Origin of the sequence: Salipiger mucosus DSM 16094 (genome assembly GCF_000442255.1) — a bacterium.
Classification (GTDB): Bacteria; Pseudomonadota; Alphaproteobacteria; order Rhodobacterales; family Rhodobacteraceae; genus Salipiger; species Salipiger mucosus.
Genome location: NZ_KE557301.1, coordinates 1 through 15,155 on the forward strand (window position 1 = coordinate 1; position 15,155 = coordinate 15,155).

Here is a 15,155-nt window from a genome sequence, read left to right on the forward strand (position 1 = left end):
GCCGGTGCCGCCGCCGATGGCGAGCAGGCGGTCGAGGCGGGCGCCGGCGCCGCGCAGCGCCTCGGCGGAATCGCGCAGGCCGAAAGCCACGCCCTCGAGCACGGCGCGGGTCAGCTCCTCGAGGCCGGTCTCGGCGCCGATGCCGGTGAAGGCGCCGCGGATCGCGGCGTCGTTGTGCGGCGTGCGCTCGCCCGAGAGATACGGCAGGAAGCGGACGCGGCCGGGGGCGCGCAGCTCCTCGCCGAGGGCGGCCGTGAGCTCGGAGGGATGCTTGCCCGAGATCCGCGCCAGCCAGTTGAGGCTGTCGGTGCAGCTGAGCATCACGCCCATCTGGTACCACTGGTCGGGGATCGCGTGGCAGAAGGTATGGAGCGCGCTGCCGGGGTCGGGGGCGTAGCCCCCGCGTGCGGCAAGGAGCACGCCCGAGGTGCCGAGCGAGACGAAGCCCTCGCCCTCGTGCAGGACGCCGGTCCCGCAGGCGGCCGCCGCGTTGTCGCCCGCGCCGCCGGCCACCACGCAGCCGCCGGCAAGGCCCCAGGCGCGCGCCAGTTCGCGGCGCAGGGGGGCGGCTGGGGCGCAGCCCTCGACGAGGCGGGGCATCTGGTCGCGGCGCATGTGGCCGGCGTCGAGCAGGGTGTCGGACCAGTCGCGCGCGCCGGTGTCGAGCCAGCTGGTGCCGGCGCTGTCGGACATGTCGGCGACGTGCTCGCCGGTGAGGTGGAAGTTCAGGTAGGCGGCCGGCAGCAGCACCTTGGCGACCTGCGCGAATGTCTCGGGCTCATGCGCGCGGACCCATTCGAGCTTGGGCGCGGTGAAGCCCGGGAAGACGATGTTGCCCGAGAGCGCGCGCGCCTCCGGCATGGCGTCGAGGCGCGCGGCCTCGGCATGGCTGCGGGTGTCGTTCCACAGGATGCAGGGCCGCAGAACGCGGTTCTGCGCATCGAGCAGCGTGGCGCCGTGCATGTGCCCCGCGACCCCGATGCCGCGCAGGCCGGGGAAGGCCGGGTGGTGCGAGAGCTCGGCCACCGCGCCCTCGAGCGCGGCGATCCAGTCGGCCGGGTCCTGCTCGGACCAGCCGGAGTGCGGGTGCGCCACCTCGTAGTGGCGTTCCGCCGAGGCCAGGGGCGCGCCCTCGGCGTCGGTCAGAAGCGCGCGCAGCCCGGACGTGCCGAGGTCGATGCCGAGGTAGGCCAAGGTCAGCCCTCCAGGTAGGATGTCACCACGGTCTCGGTGCCCTCGTTCCAGAGCCGCGTCAACCACCGCGTGAAGGCCTCGGCGAAGCGCGCATCGCCCGCGAGCGCGCCGTAGACCGCCCGCTGCTCGAGCCAGAGCGCGGGAGTGTCGCGCGCGGCGGTGGCCCGGGCCACGAGGTTGTTCCAGTCGGGATCGTTGGGCCCGATCGCCGTGCCGTCCTCGAGCGTGCCGGCGCAGTAGCGGCACCAGAGCGCCGATTCCAGCGCGAGCCCCGCGATCGGGGTGCCGGCGGCGAGACCGTCGGAGATCGAGGGCACGATGAACTTGGGCTGCCGGTTCGAGCCGTCGAGGCAGAGCCGCCGGATGGTGTCCTTGACCGCGGGGTTCGAGAAGCGCTCGTCGATGAGGTCGAGGTAGGCGGCCGGGGTGAACTCGGGCACCGGGGCGACGTGCGGCAGGACCTCCTCCTGCTCGACCTTGCGGAAGAAGCCGTGCACCAGCGGGTGGGCCATGGCCTCGTCCGCGAGGGTGCAGCCCAGCAGGGCGCCCGCATAGGCGATGATCGCGTGGCCGCCGTTGAGGATGCGGATCTTCATGCGCTCGTAGGCATGCACGTCGGGGGTGAAGGTGACGCCCACCTCCTCGAGCCGGGGACGGCCCTGGGGGAAGTTGTCTTCCATCACCCACTGGCGGAAGGGCTCGCAGGTCACGGTGACCGGATCGTCGATGCCGAAGCGGGCGGCGAGCGCGCGCTCGGCCTCGCCGGTGGCGGGCGTGATGCGGTCGACCATGGAGTTCGGGAAGGCCACCTGCGCCGCGATCCAGTCGGCCAGCTCGGGGTCCGAGAGCCGCGCCGTGCCCGTCACCGCGTCGCGGGTGACGTCGCCGTTGCCGGGGATATTGTCGCAGCTCATCACGGTGAAGGGCGGGGTGCCCGTCGCGCGCCGCGCCTTCAGGGCCGCGACGATGGCGCCGAAGACGGTCTCGGGCGCCTCGGGGGCCGCGCCATCGGCGGTGATATCGGGGTGCGAGGGATCGAAGGTGCCGGTGGTCGGGTCGACGTAGTAGCCGCCCTCGGTCACGGTCAGCGAGACGATGCGCGTGGCAGGCTCGGTCATCTTCGCGACGAGCGGGCCGTTCGCGGCCTCGACCTCGACGAAGTCGATCATCGCGGCGGCGACGCGCGGCTGCACCCCATCGGGGCCCATCTCGATCACCGTGCTCAGGCAGTCCTGCGCCAGCAGCGTCTCGCGCATGCGGGCGTCGTTGGGGCGCACGCCCGCGCCGGTGATGGCCCAGTCGTGGTCGCGGCCGGTGTTGAACAGGTCGTCGAGGTAGACTGCCTGGTGCGCGCGGTGGAAGTTGCCGAGGCCGACGTGCAGGATGCCGTGGCTCAGCGCCGCCGGGTCGTAGCGCGGCACGGCGACCTCGGGGGCGAGCCGGTCCAGGGTGTTGCGGCCAAGTTTCATGCGGGGTGCCTCCCTCAGCTCATCCATTGTCCGCCGTCCACGTTGTAGCACTGGGCGACGATGTACTCGGCCTCGTCCGAGGCGAGGAAGACGGCCATGCCGGTGAGATCCTCGGCCCGGCCCATGCGGCCGTAGGGCACCGCCTCGCCGACCTCGCGCTTCTTCTGGCCCGGGGCCTTGCCCTCGTGTTTCGCGAAGAAGGCGTCGACGCCGTCCCAGTGCTCGCCGTCGACCACGCCGGGGGCGATGGCGTTCACCTTGATGCCGTGTTCGATCAGGTTGAGCGCCGCGGATTGCGTCAGCGAGATCACCGCCGCCTTCGAGGCGCAGTAGACCGCGACCAGCGGCTCGCCCCGGCGGCCGGCCTGGCTGGCCATGTTGATGATCCGCCCGCCGCCGCCGCGCGCGATCATGTGCCGCGCCACCGCCTGCATGGTGAAGAGACAGCCCGCGACGTTGATGCCGAAGACGCGGTCATAGTCCGCGCGGGTGATCTCGACGAGGGGCGCGGCGGTGAAGATCGCGGCGTTGTTCACGAGGATGTCGATGCGGCCCAGCCGCTCGACGGTCTCGCTCACCGCGGCGTCGATGCTCTCCTGCCGGGTGACGTCCATCTCGACGGCAATGGCGGCGGGGCCGATCTCGGCCGCCGTCTCCCGTGCGCGTGTGATGTCGATGTCGGCCAGCGCCACGCTGGCGCCCTCGGCCGCGTAGGCGCGGGCGAAGGCGGCGCCGATGCCGCGCGCCGCGCCGGTGATCAGGGCGGTCCGTCCGTCGAGCCGCCTCACAGCCGGTGCCCCTCGGCGTCGAAGCGGTGGATCTTGTCCTCCTCGGGCGTCAGGAAGATGCGGTCGCCGTGGCGCACCGGCAGCTCGCCGTCGACGCGCACGGTGAGGACATCGGCGAGGCCGGTGTCGTGCACGTGCAGGAAGGTGTCCGAGCCCAGGTGCTCGGCCACGCCCACCTTGCCCTGCCAGGTCCCGCTCTCGGTCGAGGCGGCGATGTGCTCGGGGCGCACGCCGACCGCGAAGGCGCCCTTGGCCGCGGCGGTCTCGCCCTCGATGAAGTTCATGCGCGGGCTGCCGATGAAGCCCGCCACGAAGCGGTTGCGCGGCGTGCGGTATAGCTCCAGCGGGGTGCCCACCTGCTCGATGTAGCCGGCGCGCAGCACGACGATCTTGTCGGCCATGGTCATGGCCTCGACCTGGTCGTGTGTGACGTAGATCATCGTCGTGGCCAGCCGCTTGTGCAGCTCCGAGATCTCCAGCCGCATGCCCACGCGCAGCGCGGCGTCGAGGTTCGACAGAGGCTCGTCGAAGAGGAAGGCCTGCGGCTCGCGCACGATGGCACGGCCGATGGCGACGCGCTGGCGCTGCCCGCCCGAGAGCTGCCCCGGCCGCCGGTCGAGGTAGTCGGTCAGGTTCAGCGCCGCCGCCGCGCCGTCGATGCGGCGCTTCTGCTCGTCCTCGGGCACGCCCGCCATCTTCATCGGGAAGGCGATGTTCTTGCGCACCGACATGTGCGGGTAGAGCGCGTAGCTCTGGAAGACCATGGCGAGCCCGCGGTCGGCGGGGCGCTTGTCGGTGGCGTCCTCGCCGTCGATGCGGATCTGCCCCGAGCTCACGTCCTCGAGCCCCGCGATCAGGCGCAGCAGCGTGGACTTGCCGCAGCCCGAGGGTCCGACGAAGACCACGAACTCGCCGTCCTCGATGGTCAGGTCCAGCGGGGGGATGACGTTGACCTCGCCGAAGCTCTTGGTCACCTGGTCGAGCGTGATGCGTCCCATGTTGGTGGTCCTCTTTGGTTGCCCTGCCGCGTCGCGGGTCGAGGGGCCGGATGTTCGATGCCCTGTCGCGTCGCTGCTTGAGGGCGGGATTCTGGGTGCCCTGCCGCGTCGCCGCTCTAGGGCCAGCTGTTTGGTGCCCTGCCGCGTCGCTGCTCGAGGGCCAGCTGTTTGGTGCCCTACCGCTTCGCTGCTTGAGGGCCTATTTCACCGCGCCGAAGGTCAGGCCGCGGACGAGTTGTTTCTGGCTGAACCAGCCCATGACGAGGATCGGCGCGATGGCCATCGTCGAGGCGGCCGAGAGCTTGGCGTAGAAAAGGCCCTCGGGGCTCGAGTAGGAGGCGATGAAGGCCGTGAGCGGCGCCGCCTTGGCGGCCGTCAGGTTCAGCGTCCAGAAGGCTTCGTTCCACGCCAGGATGATGTTGAGCAGCAGCGTCGAGGCGATCCCGGGCACCGCCATCGGCGTGAGCACGTAGAGGATCTCGTTGCGCAGGCTCGCGCCGTCCATCCGCGCGGCCTCGAGGATCTCGCCCGGGATCTCGCGGAAGTAGGTGTAGAGCATCCAGATGATGATCGGCAGGTTGATCAGCGTCAGCACCACCGTCAGGCCGAAGCGGGTATCCAGCAGGCCGAAGTCGCGGAAGATCAGGTAGATCGGCACCAGCACGCCCACCGGCGGCAGCATCTTCGTGGAGAGCATCCACATCAGCACATCCTTGGTCCGCCGGCCGGGGACAAAGGCCATGGCCCAGGCGGCGGGGATCGCGATGATCAGCCCCAGCACGGTCGAGCCCACCGAGATGATGACCGAGTTGGTGAAGTGAAGCAGGTAGTTCGACCGCTCCTGCACCGTGGCATAGCTCTCCAGCGTCCAGGGCGATCCCAGCACCTCGAGCGGGGCCTTGATCGCCTCGCCCTCGGTCTTGAAGGACAGCACGATGATCCAGAGGATCGGAAAGAAGATCGCGATCCCGATGAGCCAGGCGGCCAGCGTCGTCACGGCCTTCCGGCGGTTGGTCACGGCACGTGCCATGTCACTCCTCCCCCACTTTCATCTTTCTCCAAATACGCCCGCCGGAGGCATGCGCCGCCGCAGGCGGCGCCCCGGTCCGGTCCGCCCTCGCGGACCGGATCTGCGGACGGTTCGCTGCACCCCGCGTCATTCTCACGCGTCCAGGTTCTTGCCGATCATCCGCATCAGGAAGATCGCGACGATGTTGGCCAGGATGATCGCGACCACGCCCCCGGCCGAGGCCGTGCCCACGTCGAAGCGCTGCAGGCGTTTCCAGGAAGATCAGGAAGGTCAGGTTGGTCGAGGCCGTGCCGGGACCGCCCGAGGTGGTCACGAAGATCTCGGCGAAGATCGACAGCAGGAAGATGGTCTGGATCAGGATCACCACGGTGATCGCGCGCGCGAGGTGCGGCAGCATGATGTAGAAGAAGCGCGACAGGGGACCCGCGCCGTCCATCTCGGCCGCCTCGAGCTGTTCCTGGTCCAGCGACTGCAGCGCGGTCAGCAGGATCAGCGTGGCGAAGGGCAGCCATTGCCAGCTCACGATGCCGATGATCGAGGCGAGCGGCGCCTGCGACAGGAAATCGAAGGGCGCGAGCCCGAGGCTCTGCGCGAAATGTCCGAAGAGCCCGTTCACCGGGTTCATGAACATGTTCTTCCAGACCAGCGCCGAGACCGTGGGCATCACGAAGAAGGGCGCGATCACCATGATGCGCACCACGCCCTGTCCCCAGAAGGGCTGGTCGAGCAGCAGCGCCAGCAGCACCCCGCCCACGGAGGTGATGAGCAGCACGCCCCCCACCAGAAGCAGCGTGTTGATCAGCGCGGCCTTGAAGGCCGGGTCCGTCAGGAAGAAGCGGTAGTTCGTCCAGCCGGTGAATTCCTCCATCCCCGGCATCAGCAGGTTGTAGCGCAGGAAGGAGAAATAGATCGTCATCGCCAGCGGGATCAGCATCCAGCCGAGCAGGAGCAGCACGGCAGGCGAGATCATCAGTCTTGCGGCGGCGCGGGAATGCTGTGTGGCCATGGCGCGTCTCTCGGGCTGGCGGAAGGGATGGGCCGCGCGGGTCGCGGCCGGGACGGGATGCCGGAAGATCCGGTCGGATCCGGGGAAGCAGGGGGCGCGGGCGGGCAGGCCGGCCCGCGCCCGATGTCTGCGCGGCTAGGCGATCACTCGATGTAGCCGGCCTTCATCATCTCGCGCTCGGTCAGCTGCTGGGCGTTCGACAGCGCCTGCTCGGCATCCATCTGCCCTGCGAGCGCGGCCGAGAACTGCTGGCCCACGGCGGTGCCGATGCCCTGGAACTCGGGGATCGCCACGAACTGCGCCCCGGCGTAGGGCACTTCCTGGACCGAGGGGCTGTCGGGCGTCGCCGCGTTCATCGCGTCGAGCGTCATGGCCGCGAAGGGCGCCGCCTCCTGGTATTCCGGCGTCTCGTAGAGCGACTGCCGGGTGCCCGGAGGCGCCGCGCGCCAGCCTTCCTCTTCCGCGACGAGCTGCGTGTATTCCTTGCTCGTGGCCCAGGTCACGAAGGCCTTGGCGGCCTCGGGCGCATCGGTCGAGGTGGGGATCGCAAGGTTCCAGGCCCAGAGCCAGTTGCCGTGGTTGTCCACGCCTTCCTTGTTGGGGAAGACCGCGTAGCCCACGCTGTCGGCGACGGTGCTTTCCTCGGGGTCGGTGACGAAGCCCGCCGCGACGGTCGCGTCGATCCACATGCCGCACTTGCCCTGCTGGAACAGCGACAGGTTCTCGTTGAAGCCGTTCGACGAGGCGCCCGGGGGGCCGTAGTTCGTCATCAGGTCGAGGTAGTCGCCGAAGGCGGCCTGCCAGGGCTCGCTGTCGAACTCGGGGTTCCAGTCCATGTCGAACCAGCGCGCGCCGTAGGAGTTGGCCATTGCGGTGATGAAGGCCATGTTCTCGCCCCAGCCGGGCTTGCCGCGCAGGCAGATGCCGTAGACGCCCGCGTCCTTGTCGGTCATCGCGGCGGCGGCGTCCTTGATTTGCGCCCAGGTGGGCTCGTCGGGGATCTCGAGGCCCGCCGCCTCGGCGAGGTCGGTGCGGTACATCACCATGGCGCTCTCGCCGTAGAAGGGCAGCGCGTAGAGCCCGCCGTCGACGGTCAGCGCGCCGCGGATCGCGGGCATCAGGTCGTCGACGTCGTATTCCTCGGGCAGATCGTCGAGAGCCGTCAGCCAGCCGCGCTCGCCCCAGATCGGAACCTCGTAGGTGCCGATGGTCATCACGTCGAACTGGCCGCCGCCGGCGGCGACGTCCTGCGTCACGCGCGAGCGCAGCACGTTTTCCTCGAGCGTGACCCATTCGACCTCGATGCCGGGGTGGGCCTCGTGAAAGGCGTCCATCAGGCCCTGCATGCGGATCATGTCGCCGTTGTTCACCGTGGCAACGGTGATCGTCGTGTCCTGCGCGCTGGCGGCGGTGGCGAGCGCACCGACGGCACAGGCGCCCATGAGGGCGCGGAGCGTGAGTGTCATGAATTTCCTCCCAAAGCGTCACTGAGCATATGCTCGCGTGATGAGCAAAAGCTCACACCAAGGCACGATTCGTGTCAAGCCCGTTTCCCGGGCATCGACCCGGTCAACTGCGCAGGAGTTCGGCGGCGGTGAGCTCGTCGGTGATCAGCCCCTGCAGGAGCCGCCCCTTCAGAGCGCCGCGCAAGGCCTTGATCTTGCTGACACCTCCGGCGATGCAGAGCACCGGATTGTCGTTCGCGGGGACACGCACGCCGACCATGAAATTGTTGAGCGGATGGTCGAGGTAACGGCCCTCCTGGTCGAAGACATGGCCGCCGATCTCGCCCGCGGCGCCCGCGTGCTGCAGGGTCTCGAGCTCTTCGGCGGTGATGAAACCGTCGACGTAGAGCGGCGCGTCGGCCGCCATCTGGCCAATACCCACGACGGTCACGTCGGCGTTCTGCGCGAGCTTGCGCGAGGCCTGCACGTGGGGCAGCGCGCGGTAGGTGGCGAATTCCTCGGCGCTGCGGGCCATGACGGGGACCGACATCGGGTAGTGCCGCGCGCCGGTGGCGTCGGCGATGCGCATGATGACCTCGTAGAACGAGGCCGAACCGTCGGGCGCCACGTTGCCGATGAGCGAGACGACCCTGTGTTGCGCGCCGTCGACGCGCTGCATCTCGTCCACCACCGCGCGCAGGGTCCGCCCGGTGCCGAGCGCGATCAGCCGCGGCGTCTCGGTCTTGAAGATGCGCTCGACCTCGGGCGCGGCGACCGGGGCGATGGTGCGCAGCGCATCGGCGTCCGCCCCGGCGCGCGGCGCCACGCGCACCGTCGAGAGATCGAAGCGCTGGCGCAGCCGGCGTTCGAGCTCGAGGCACTCGGCGATCGGGTGGTCGATCCGCACCCGCACCAGCCCCTCGGAGATGGCGCGCGCCACGAGGCGCTGGGCGCGCTGGCGCGACATGCCCAGCTCGGCCGCGATCTGGTCCTGCCGCAGCCCGCCCACGTAGTAGAGCCAGGCCGCGCGCGCGGCCTGGTCGCGCGGCGGCGTGTCGGTCTCGTCAGGGGCGCGTTGGGCCATGCGGGTTCTCCGGTCGGCGAAGGTGCGGGGCAGGATGAAAGAATTCCGCGAAAGAGGCAAACCTGCGATGCGGCCGGGCCTCGGGATCGTCGGGCAGCTCGATCCCCTGCAGGTGGCTGCCGCCGGTGAAATGCCACACGGTCATGCCGGCGGCGAGCCCCGCCTGGATGCCCGCGCGCGAGTCCTCGACGAGCAGGCAACGCGCCGGCGCGACGCCGGCCTTTTCGGCCGCGCGCAGCGGCAGGTCGGGCGCAGGCTTGCCCTGCGCGACCTCGGCCACGGTGGTCAGCCGCCCCTCGAAGAGGGGGCCAAGCTCGGCGATCCGCATCGATTCCGCGATCCGCGCGGGGCTGGAACTGGTGGCGATGCAGTAGGGCACGGCAAGCTGCGCCACGCAGTCGCGCAGGCCGGGCATGACCTTCAGCTCGCGGGCGAAGGCGCTGACGAGCCGCGCGCGGTAGTCGTCCTCGAAACCCTCGGGCAGCTCGATACCGAACTCGGCACGGATCTGGCGCAGCACCACGGGGTAGCTGCGGCCAAGGAAGTGACGTGCGATGTAGGCGAGATCGACCTCCACGCCGTGAAGCGCCAGCTCGGCGGCCAGCATCCGCGCGCTGATGACCTCGCTGTCGACCACGACGCCGTCGAAGTCGAAGATCACCAGTCCGATGTCCTGCATGGCATGCCTCCTGTCCCGGCGCCCTCCTTAGCGCCTTCTCGGCCCGAGGGGCAGCGGATTTTGTCCTGCGGCGTCACGCGCTTGGCAATGGACCTGCAGACCGCTTTGCGCTAGATCTTCGGTTCGCGCCGGATGCGGCGCCGGACCGGCCGGGGGAGGTCATGGCCACCGAGTTCGATACCCAGGAAACGATTTCCGACGAGACATGGGGCGAGGTGCTCACCGCCGTGGACCGCACCTATGCCGAGCTCGTGGCCTACCAGGAGCGGTTGGAGCGGCAGAACGAGGAGCTGCACCAGGCGCGGCGCTTCATCGAGTCGGTGCTGGGTTCGGTCAGCGACATCATGGTGGTGATCGGCCGCGACGGGGCCGTCGAGGAGGTCAGCGCCTCGCTGCTGCGCGTGGTCGAGGCGGCGCCGGGCGCGGTCGCGGGGCGGCCGGCGGCGCGGCTTTTCACCGACGAGGGCGCGGCGCGACTGGCCGCGGCGCTGGACGATCTGCGCCTGTCGCGCGAGAGCGCCACCTTCGAGGCCGAGTTGATGACGCCGGCGGGCGCCCAGCCCTTCGAGATCGCGCTCTCGGCCCGGCTGTCGGACCGGGGGCGCTTTGTCGGCGCGGTGCTGACCGGCCGCCCGCTGGGCGAGCTGCGCCGCGCCTATGCCGAGCTGGAACGCTCGCACCGGCAGTTGAAAGAGGCGCAGAGCCAGCTGGTGCGCAACGAGAAGCTGGCCTCGCTGGGCCGGTTGCTGGCGGGCGTGGCGCACGAGCTGAACAACCCCATCAGCTTCGTCTACGCGAGCGTTCTGGCGCTGGAGAAATACGTGGGCCAGTTCGAGACCTACTTCCAGCGGGTGCAGGAGGGGGCGCCGCGCGCCGAACTGGTCGAGCTGCGCGCCGAGCTGAAGCTCGAGCGCAACCTGCGCAACCTCTCGCAGGCGATCCACGGTGCCCGCGACGGCGCCGAGCGGGTGCGCGACATCGTCGCCGACCTGCGGCGGCTGTCGTCGGACGGCACCGGCGAGCGGGTGCCCTTCGACCTGGTCGAGACGGCGCGCGTCGCCGCGCGCTGGGTCGAGCGCGGCTCGAAGAGCGGCATCGACGTGCACTACGAGGGCCCCGAAAGCCTTCCTTACGAGGGTGCACCGGGCCAGATCCAGCAGATCGTGATGAACCTCGTGCAGAACGCCATGGACGCGGTGCAGGAGGTCGCGGCGCCGCGACTCGTGATGCGTATCGAGGCGCATGACGGCATGGCGCGGCTGACCGTGCAGGACAACGGCCCCGGCGTGCCCGACGACCTGCGCGCCGCCATCTTCGACCCCTTCTTCACGACCAAGCCTGTGGGGCAGGGCACGGGACTGGGCCTGTCGATCAGCGCCAAGATCGCGCAGGAGCACGGCGGGCGGCTGGTGGTGGGCCCCGGTCCGGGCGGCTCCTTCGCGCTGGAACTGCCGATGAAAACCGGCAAGGATGGGGCATGAACATTCTCTGGCTGCAATCGGCCGGCTGCGGCGGCTGCACGATGTCGCTGCTCTGTGCCGAGGATCCCAACCTCTTCGATACGCTCGCCGATGCCGGGATCTCGTTCCTCTGGCATCCTTCCTTTTCTCTGGAAACCGGGGCCGAGGCGCGCCGCCTGCTCGAGGCGGTCGAGCGCGGCGAGGTGCCGCTCGACGTGCTCTGCGTCGAGGGCTCGGTCGTGACGGGGCCGAAGGGCACGGGGCGGTTCCACATGCTGGCGGGCACGGGCCGCGCCATGCTCGACTGGGTGCGCGCGCTGGCGCCGCTTGCGGGCCAGGTCGTGGCGGTGGGCAGCTGCGCGGCCTTCGGCGGCATGACGGCGGCGGGCGGCAACCCGGCGGGCGCCATCGGGTTGCAGTACGACGGCGAGCACGCGGGCGGCGCGCTGGCGCCCGACTTCCGCGCGCGCGGGGGGCTGCCGGTGGTGAACGTCGCGGGCTGTCCCACGCATCCGGCCTGGGTGACCGAGACGCTGCTCATGCTGGCCGAGGACGGGCTGGGCGCCGCTGATCTCGACCGCTATGCGCGGCCGCGCTTCTACGCCGACCACCTCGTGCACCATGGCTGCACCAAGAACGAGTTCTACGAGTACAAGGCGAGCGCGCGCAGCCTGTCGGAGATGGGCTGCATGATGGAGCATCTGGGCTGCGTCGGCACGCAGGCGGTGGGCGACTGCAACATCAGGCCGTGGAACGGCGAGGGCTCCTGCACGCGCGGCAACTACCCCTGCATCGCCTGCACCGCGCCCGAGTTCGAGGAGCCCGGCCACACCTACACCGAGACGCCCACCATCGCGGGCATTCCCGTGGGCCTGCCCTCGGACATGCCCAAGGCCTGGTTCATGGCGCTGGCCTCGCTCTCGAAGGCGGCAACGCCGAAACGGATCGACGTGAACGCGCATTCCGACCGTATCCGCGTGGCGCCCGGTAGCCGGCGGCGGGGCTCATGAGCGAGCGGCAGATCCTCGTCGGCCCCTTCAACCGCGTGGAGGGGGATCTCGAGGTCCGGCTCGATGTGGCGGATGGCGCGGTGCGCGCGGCGCATGTGAACTCGCCGCTCTTTCGGGGCTTCGAGATGATGCTGACGGGGCGCGACCCTCGCGACGCGCTGACCATCACGCCGCGGATCTGCGGCATCTGCTCGGTCAGCCAGTCGGCGGCGGCGGCGCTGGCATTGGCCGGTGCGGGCGGGGCCGCGATGCCGGAGCAGGGGGCGCTGGCCGCGGCGCTGCTGCACGGGGCCGAGAACATGGCCGACCACGTGACGCATTTCGCGCTGTTCTTCATGCCGGACTTCTGTCGCCCGGTCTACGCGGACCGGTCCTGGCACGGGCGGGTGTTGGCGCGCTTCACCGCCGGGGAAGGATCGGGCGCGCGGGCCATGGTCGAGGCGCGGTCGCATCTGTTGCACATCGCGGGCACGCTCGGCGGCAAGTGGCCGCACACGCTGGCGATCCAGCCCGGCGGCATGACCCGCGCGCCCGACGCCCGCGACCGCATGCAGATCCGCAAGACGCTGCGCGCCTTTCGGCGGGTGCTCGAACGCGAGCTTTTCGGCGCGCAGATCGAGGAATTCGCGGCGCTGGACGGCATCGCGGCGCTGGAGGGATGGCGCACCGGCGACGCGGGGCTCTTCCTCGAGATCGCGGGCGATCTCGGGCTCTCGGCGCTGGGGCGGGGGCCCGGGCGCTATCTCTCGGCCGGGGCCTATCCGCTGGAGGGCGGCCGCGTGACGCGCGCCGGCGTCTGGGAGGCGGGCGCGGTGCGGCCCTTCGATCCCGGGGAAATCGCCGAGGACCTGAGCCATGCCTGGATGCTGGGCGCCGCGGCGCATCCGGCGGCGGGCGTGACCGTGCCCGACGAGGACATGTCCGATCCCGGCTATTCGTGGTGCAAGGCGCCGCGCCTTGGCGGGGCGACGGTCGAGGTGGGGGCGCTGGCGCGGCAGGCGGTGGACGGCCATCCGCTGGCGCAGGCACTGGCCGCCGAGGGCGGCGTGCGGGCGCGCGTCGCCGCGCGCCTTCTGGAGGTCGCGCGGCTGCAGCTCTGGCTCGAGGACTGGGCGGCGCAGCTCGATCCCGGGGCGCGCTTCATGGCCGACTGGACCGTGCCGGGAGAGGGTGCTGGCACGGGGCTCGTCGAGGCGGCGCGGGGCACGCTGGGGCACTGGCTGCGGATCGAGGGCGGGCAGATCGCGGGCTACCAGATCGTGGCGCCGACGACCTGGAACTTCTCGCCCCGCGACACAGGCGGCGTGCCGGGACCGCTGGAGGCGGCGCTGGAGGGCTGCCCGGTGAGCGCGGGCGAGGAGACGCCGGTTTCGGTGCAGCACGTGGTCCGGAGTTTCGATCCATGCATGGTCTGCACGGTGCACTGATCGCGGGTGGCGGAGGGGGGCTCTGCCCCCCGCCCTTCGGGCCCCCCCGGGATATTTGCGGCCAGAAGATGCGATGAGGGGTGGCCGTCGCATCCGGGTGCGCGGGCAGGTGCAGGGGGTCGGCTTCCGGCCCTTCGTCTGGGCGCTCGCGCGGCGGTTCGGCATCGAGGGGCGCGTGTCGAACGATGCCGAGGGCGTGCTGATCGAGGCACGGGGCGCGGACCTCGATGCCTTCGAGGCGGCGCTGGCGGCCGAGGCGCCGCCGCTGGCGCGCATCGATGCGGTGGAGAGCGCCCCGGCCGAGGTCGCGGGCACCGGCTTCGAGATCGCGGTCTCGGGCGGGCCGGGGGCCGAGACGCGGGTGACGCCGGATGCCGCGACCTGTCGGGACTGCATCGACGAGATCGGGGGCGGGGGCCGGCGCGCGGGCTATGCCTTTACCAACTGCACGAACTGTGGCCCGCGGTTCAGCATCCTCCGGGGGCTGCCCTACGACCGGGCGCAGACCACCATGGCGCCCTTCGAGATGTGTGCCGCGTGCCGCGCGGAGTACGAGGACCCAGGCGACCGCCGCTTTCACGCGCAGCCGGTGGCCTGCCCGGCCTGCGGCCCGCGGCTCTGGCTGGAGCGGGACGGGGCCGAGGTGCCGGGCGATGCGATCGCGCAGGCGGCCGAGGTCTTGCGCGGGGGCGGGATCCTCGCTGTGAAGGGGCTGGGCGGGTTTCACCTCGCCTGCGATGCGGAGAATGCCGATGCCGTGGCGCTGCTGCGCGCGCGAAAGCACCGGCCCGCCAAGCCCTTTGCGCTGATGGCGCCCGAGGCGCGGATCGCGCGGCATGCCGAGGTGTCGGAGGCCGAGGCGACGCTGCTGCGCGATCCCGCCGCCCCGGTCGTACTGCTGGCGCGGCGGGGCGACCAGCTGGCCGAGGGGCTGGCCCCGGGACAGGCGCGGCTGGGTTGGATGCTGCCCTACACACCGCTGCATCACCTGCTCTGCGATGCCATGGGCCGGGTGCTGGTCATGACCTCGGGCAACCTCTCGGGCGCGCCGCAGGTCATCGGCAACGACGAGGCGCGCAGGAGCCTCGGCGACATCGCCGACGCGATGCTGATGCACGACCGCGAGATTGCGCGGCGGCTCGACGACGGGGTGGAGCGGATCGGCGCGCGCGGGCGCATGGTGCTGCGCCGTGCGCGCGGGCGGGTGCCGGGGACGCTGCCGCTGCCCGAAGGACTGGGGGCGCGGCAGGTGGTGGCCTACGGCGGGCAGCTGAAGTCGGCGATCTGCCTCGTGAAGAACGGGCAGGCGCTGCTGTCGCACCACATGGGCGATCTCGACGACGCGCTGACGGTCGAGGAATTCGGCAAGGCCGACGCGGATTACGCCGCGCTCTTCGATCATCGCCCTGAGGCGGTTGCGGTGGATCTGCATCCCGACTTCCGCAGCACGCGGCACGGCGCCGCGCGGGCCGAGGCCGAGGGGCTGCGGCTGATCCGCGTGCAGCATCACCACGCGCACATGGCCGCCGCGCTGGGCGAGGCGGGCTGGCGCGGCGCGCGCGCCG

12 protein-coding genes and 1 pseudogene are annotated in these 15,155 nt (G+C 71.0%); 4 read left to right on the forward strand and 9 right to left on the reverse strand.

The window, feature by feature from the left end; genetic code table 11:
* From xylB to SALMUC_RS27810, 9 genes and pseudogenes are all read right to left on the reverse strand, one after another.
* Nucleotides 1-1,194 (reverse strand): xylulokinase (gene xylB, locus SALMUC_RS27770; protein WP_020043456.1); only part of this gene is annotated, 1,194 nt, incomplete at its 3' end.
* Between the two features lie 2 nt (nucleotides 1,195-1,196).
* The gene (locus tag SALMUC_RS27775) at nucleotides 1,197-2,663 is read right to left on the reverse strand and encodes a mannitol dehydrogenase family protein (RefSeq protein WP_020043457.1); all 1,467 of its coding nucleotides are present in this window, start codon (nucleotides 2,661-2,663) and stop codon (nucleotides 1,197-1,199) included.
* 14 nt (nucleotides 2,664-2,677) lie between these two features.
* On the reverse strand, nucleotides 2,678-3,451 hold the full coding sequence (locus SALMUC_RS27780; protein WP_020043458.1) for an L-iditol 2-dehydrogenase: 774 nt from the start codon (nucleotides 3,449-3,451) through the stop codon (nucleotides 2,678-2,680).
* A complete protein-coding gene (locus tag SALMUC_RS27785) occupies nucleotides 3,448-4,449 on the reverse strand; it encodes an ABC transporter ATP-binding protein (protein ID WP_020043459.1) in 1,002 nt (333 codons plus the stop codon). Before SALMUC_RS27785 ends, SALMUC_RS27780 begins: the two co-directional genes overlap by 4 nt.
* 199 nt (nucleotides 4,450-4,648) lie before the next feature.
* Complete coding sequence (locus SALMUC_RS27790) at nucleotides 4,649-5,479, reverse strand: carbohydrate ABC transporter permease (protein WP_020043460.1); 831 nt, start codon at nucleotides 5,477-5,479, stop codon at nucleotides 4,649-4,651.
* 132 nt (nucleotides 5,480-5,611) lie between these two features.
* A pseudogene (locus SALMUC_RS27795) lies at nucleotides 5,612-6,485 on the reverse strand (carbohydrate ABC transporter permease).
* A 143-nt stretch (nucleotides 6,486-6,628) separates the two neighbouring features.
* Nucleotides 6,629-7,951, reverse strand: coding sequence for an ABC transporter substrate-binding protein (locus SALMUC_RS27800; RefSeq protein ID WP_020043462.1), 1,323 nt, complete (start codon nucleotides 7,949-7,951; stop codon nucleotides 6,629-6,631).
* Nucleotides 7,952-8,054: 103 nt separating this feature from the next.
* Nucleotides 8,055-9,014, reverse strand: coding sequence for a sugar-binding transcriptional regulator (locus tag SALMUC_RS27805; protein WP_020043463.1), 960 nt, complete (start codon nucleotides 9,012-9,014; stop codon nucleotides 8,055-8,057).
* On the reverse strand, nucleotides 8,995-9,693 hold the full coding sequence (locus tag SALMUC_RS27810) for an HAD family hydrolase (protein ID WP_020043464.1): 699 nt from the start codon (nucleotides 9,691-9,693) through the stop codon (nucleotides 8,995-8,997). Before SALMUC_RS27810 ends, SALMUC_RS27805 begins: the two co-directional genes overlap by 20 nt.
* 161 nt (nucleotides 9,694-9,854) lie before the next feature.
* On the opposite strand from SALMUC_RS27810, the gene SALMUC_RS27815 reads away from it, so the two are divergent.
* From SALMUC_RS27815 to hypF, 4 genes are all read left to right on the forward strand, one after another.
* Nucleotides 9,855-11,174 (forward strand): sensor histidine kinase, encoded by a 1,320-nt coding sequence (locus tag SALMUC_RS27815; protein ID WP_020043465.1) that lies wholly within the window; start codon nucleotides 9,855-9,857, stop codon nucleotides 11,172-11,174.
* Nucleotides 11,171-12,163: an NADH-quinone oxidoreductase subunit B family protein gene (locus SALMUC_RS27820; protein ID WP_020043466.1), complete on the forward strand. Its 993-nt coding sequence runs from the start codon at nucleotides 11,171-11,173 to the stop codon at nucleotides 12,161-12,163. Before SALMUC_RS27815 ends, SALMUC_RS27820 begins: the two co-directional genes overlap by 4 nt.
* Entirely contained in the window at nucleotides 12,160-13,590 is a 1,431-nt protein-coding gene (locus SALMUC_RS27825) for a nickel-dependent hydrogenase large subunit (RefSeq protein WP_020043467.1), read from the forward strand. The genes SALMUC_RS27820 and SALMUC_RS27825 overlap by 4 nt, the downstream gene beginning before the upstream one ends.
* 73 nt (nucleotides 13,591-13,663) lie before the next feature.
* Nucleotides 13,664-15,155: carbamoyltransferase HypF (gene hypF, locus SALMUC_RS27830; RefSeq protein ID WP_020043468.1), on the forward strand; the 1,492-nt coding region annotated here is incomplete at its 3' end.

Bases quoted from the DNA above. Each gene is read 5' to 3' on its own strand.
- SALMUC_RS27785 (WP_020043459.1), bottom strand. From the start codon at position 4,449: ATGGGACGCATCACGCTCGACCAGGTGACCAAGAGCTTCGGCGAGGTC.
- SALMUC_RS27810 (WP_020043464.1), bottom strand. From the start codon at position 9,693: ATGCAGGACATCGGACTGGTGATCTTCGACTTCGACGGCGTCGTGGTC.
- SALMUC_RS27815 (WP_020043465.1), top strand. From the start codon at position 9,855: ATGGCCACCGAGTTCGATACCCAGGAAACGATTTCCGACGAGACATGG.
- SALMUC_RS27820 (WP_020043466.1), top strand. From the start codon at position 11,171: ATGAACATTCTCTGGCTGCAATCGGCCGGCTGCGGCGGCTGCACGATG.
- SALMUC_RS27800 (WP_020043462.1), bottom strand. From the start codon at position 7,951: ATGACACTCACGCTCCGCGCCCTCATGGGCGCCTGTGCCGTCGGTGCG.
- SALMUC_RS27825 (WP_020043467.1), top strand. From the start codon at position 12,160: ATGAGCGAGCGGCAGATCCTCGTCGGCCCCTTCAACCGCGTGGAGGGG.
- SALMUC_RS27805 (WP_020043463.1), bottom strand. From the start codon at position 9,014: ATGGCCCAACGCGCCCCTGACGAGACCGACACGCCGCCGCGCGACCAG.
- SALMUC_RS27775 (WP_020043457.1), bottom strand. From the start codon at position 2,663: ATGAAACTTGGCCGCAACACCCTGGACCGGCTCGCCCCCGAGGTCGCC.
- SALMUC_RS27790 (WP_020043460.1), bottom strand. From the start codon at position 5,479: ATGGCACGTGCCGTGACCAACCGCCGGAAGGCCGTGACGACGCTGGCC.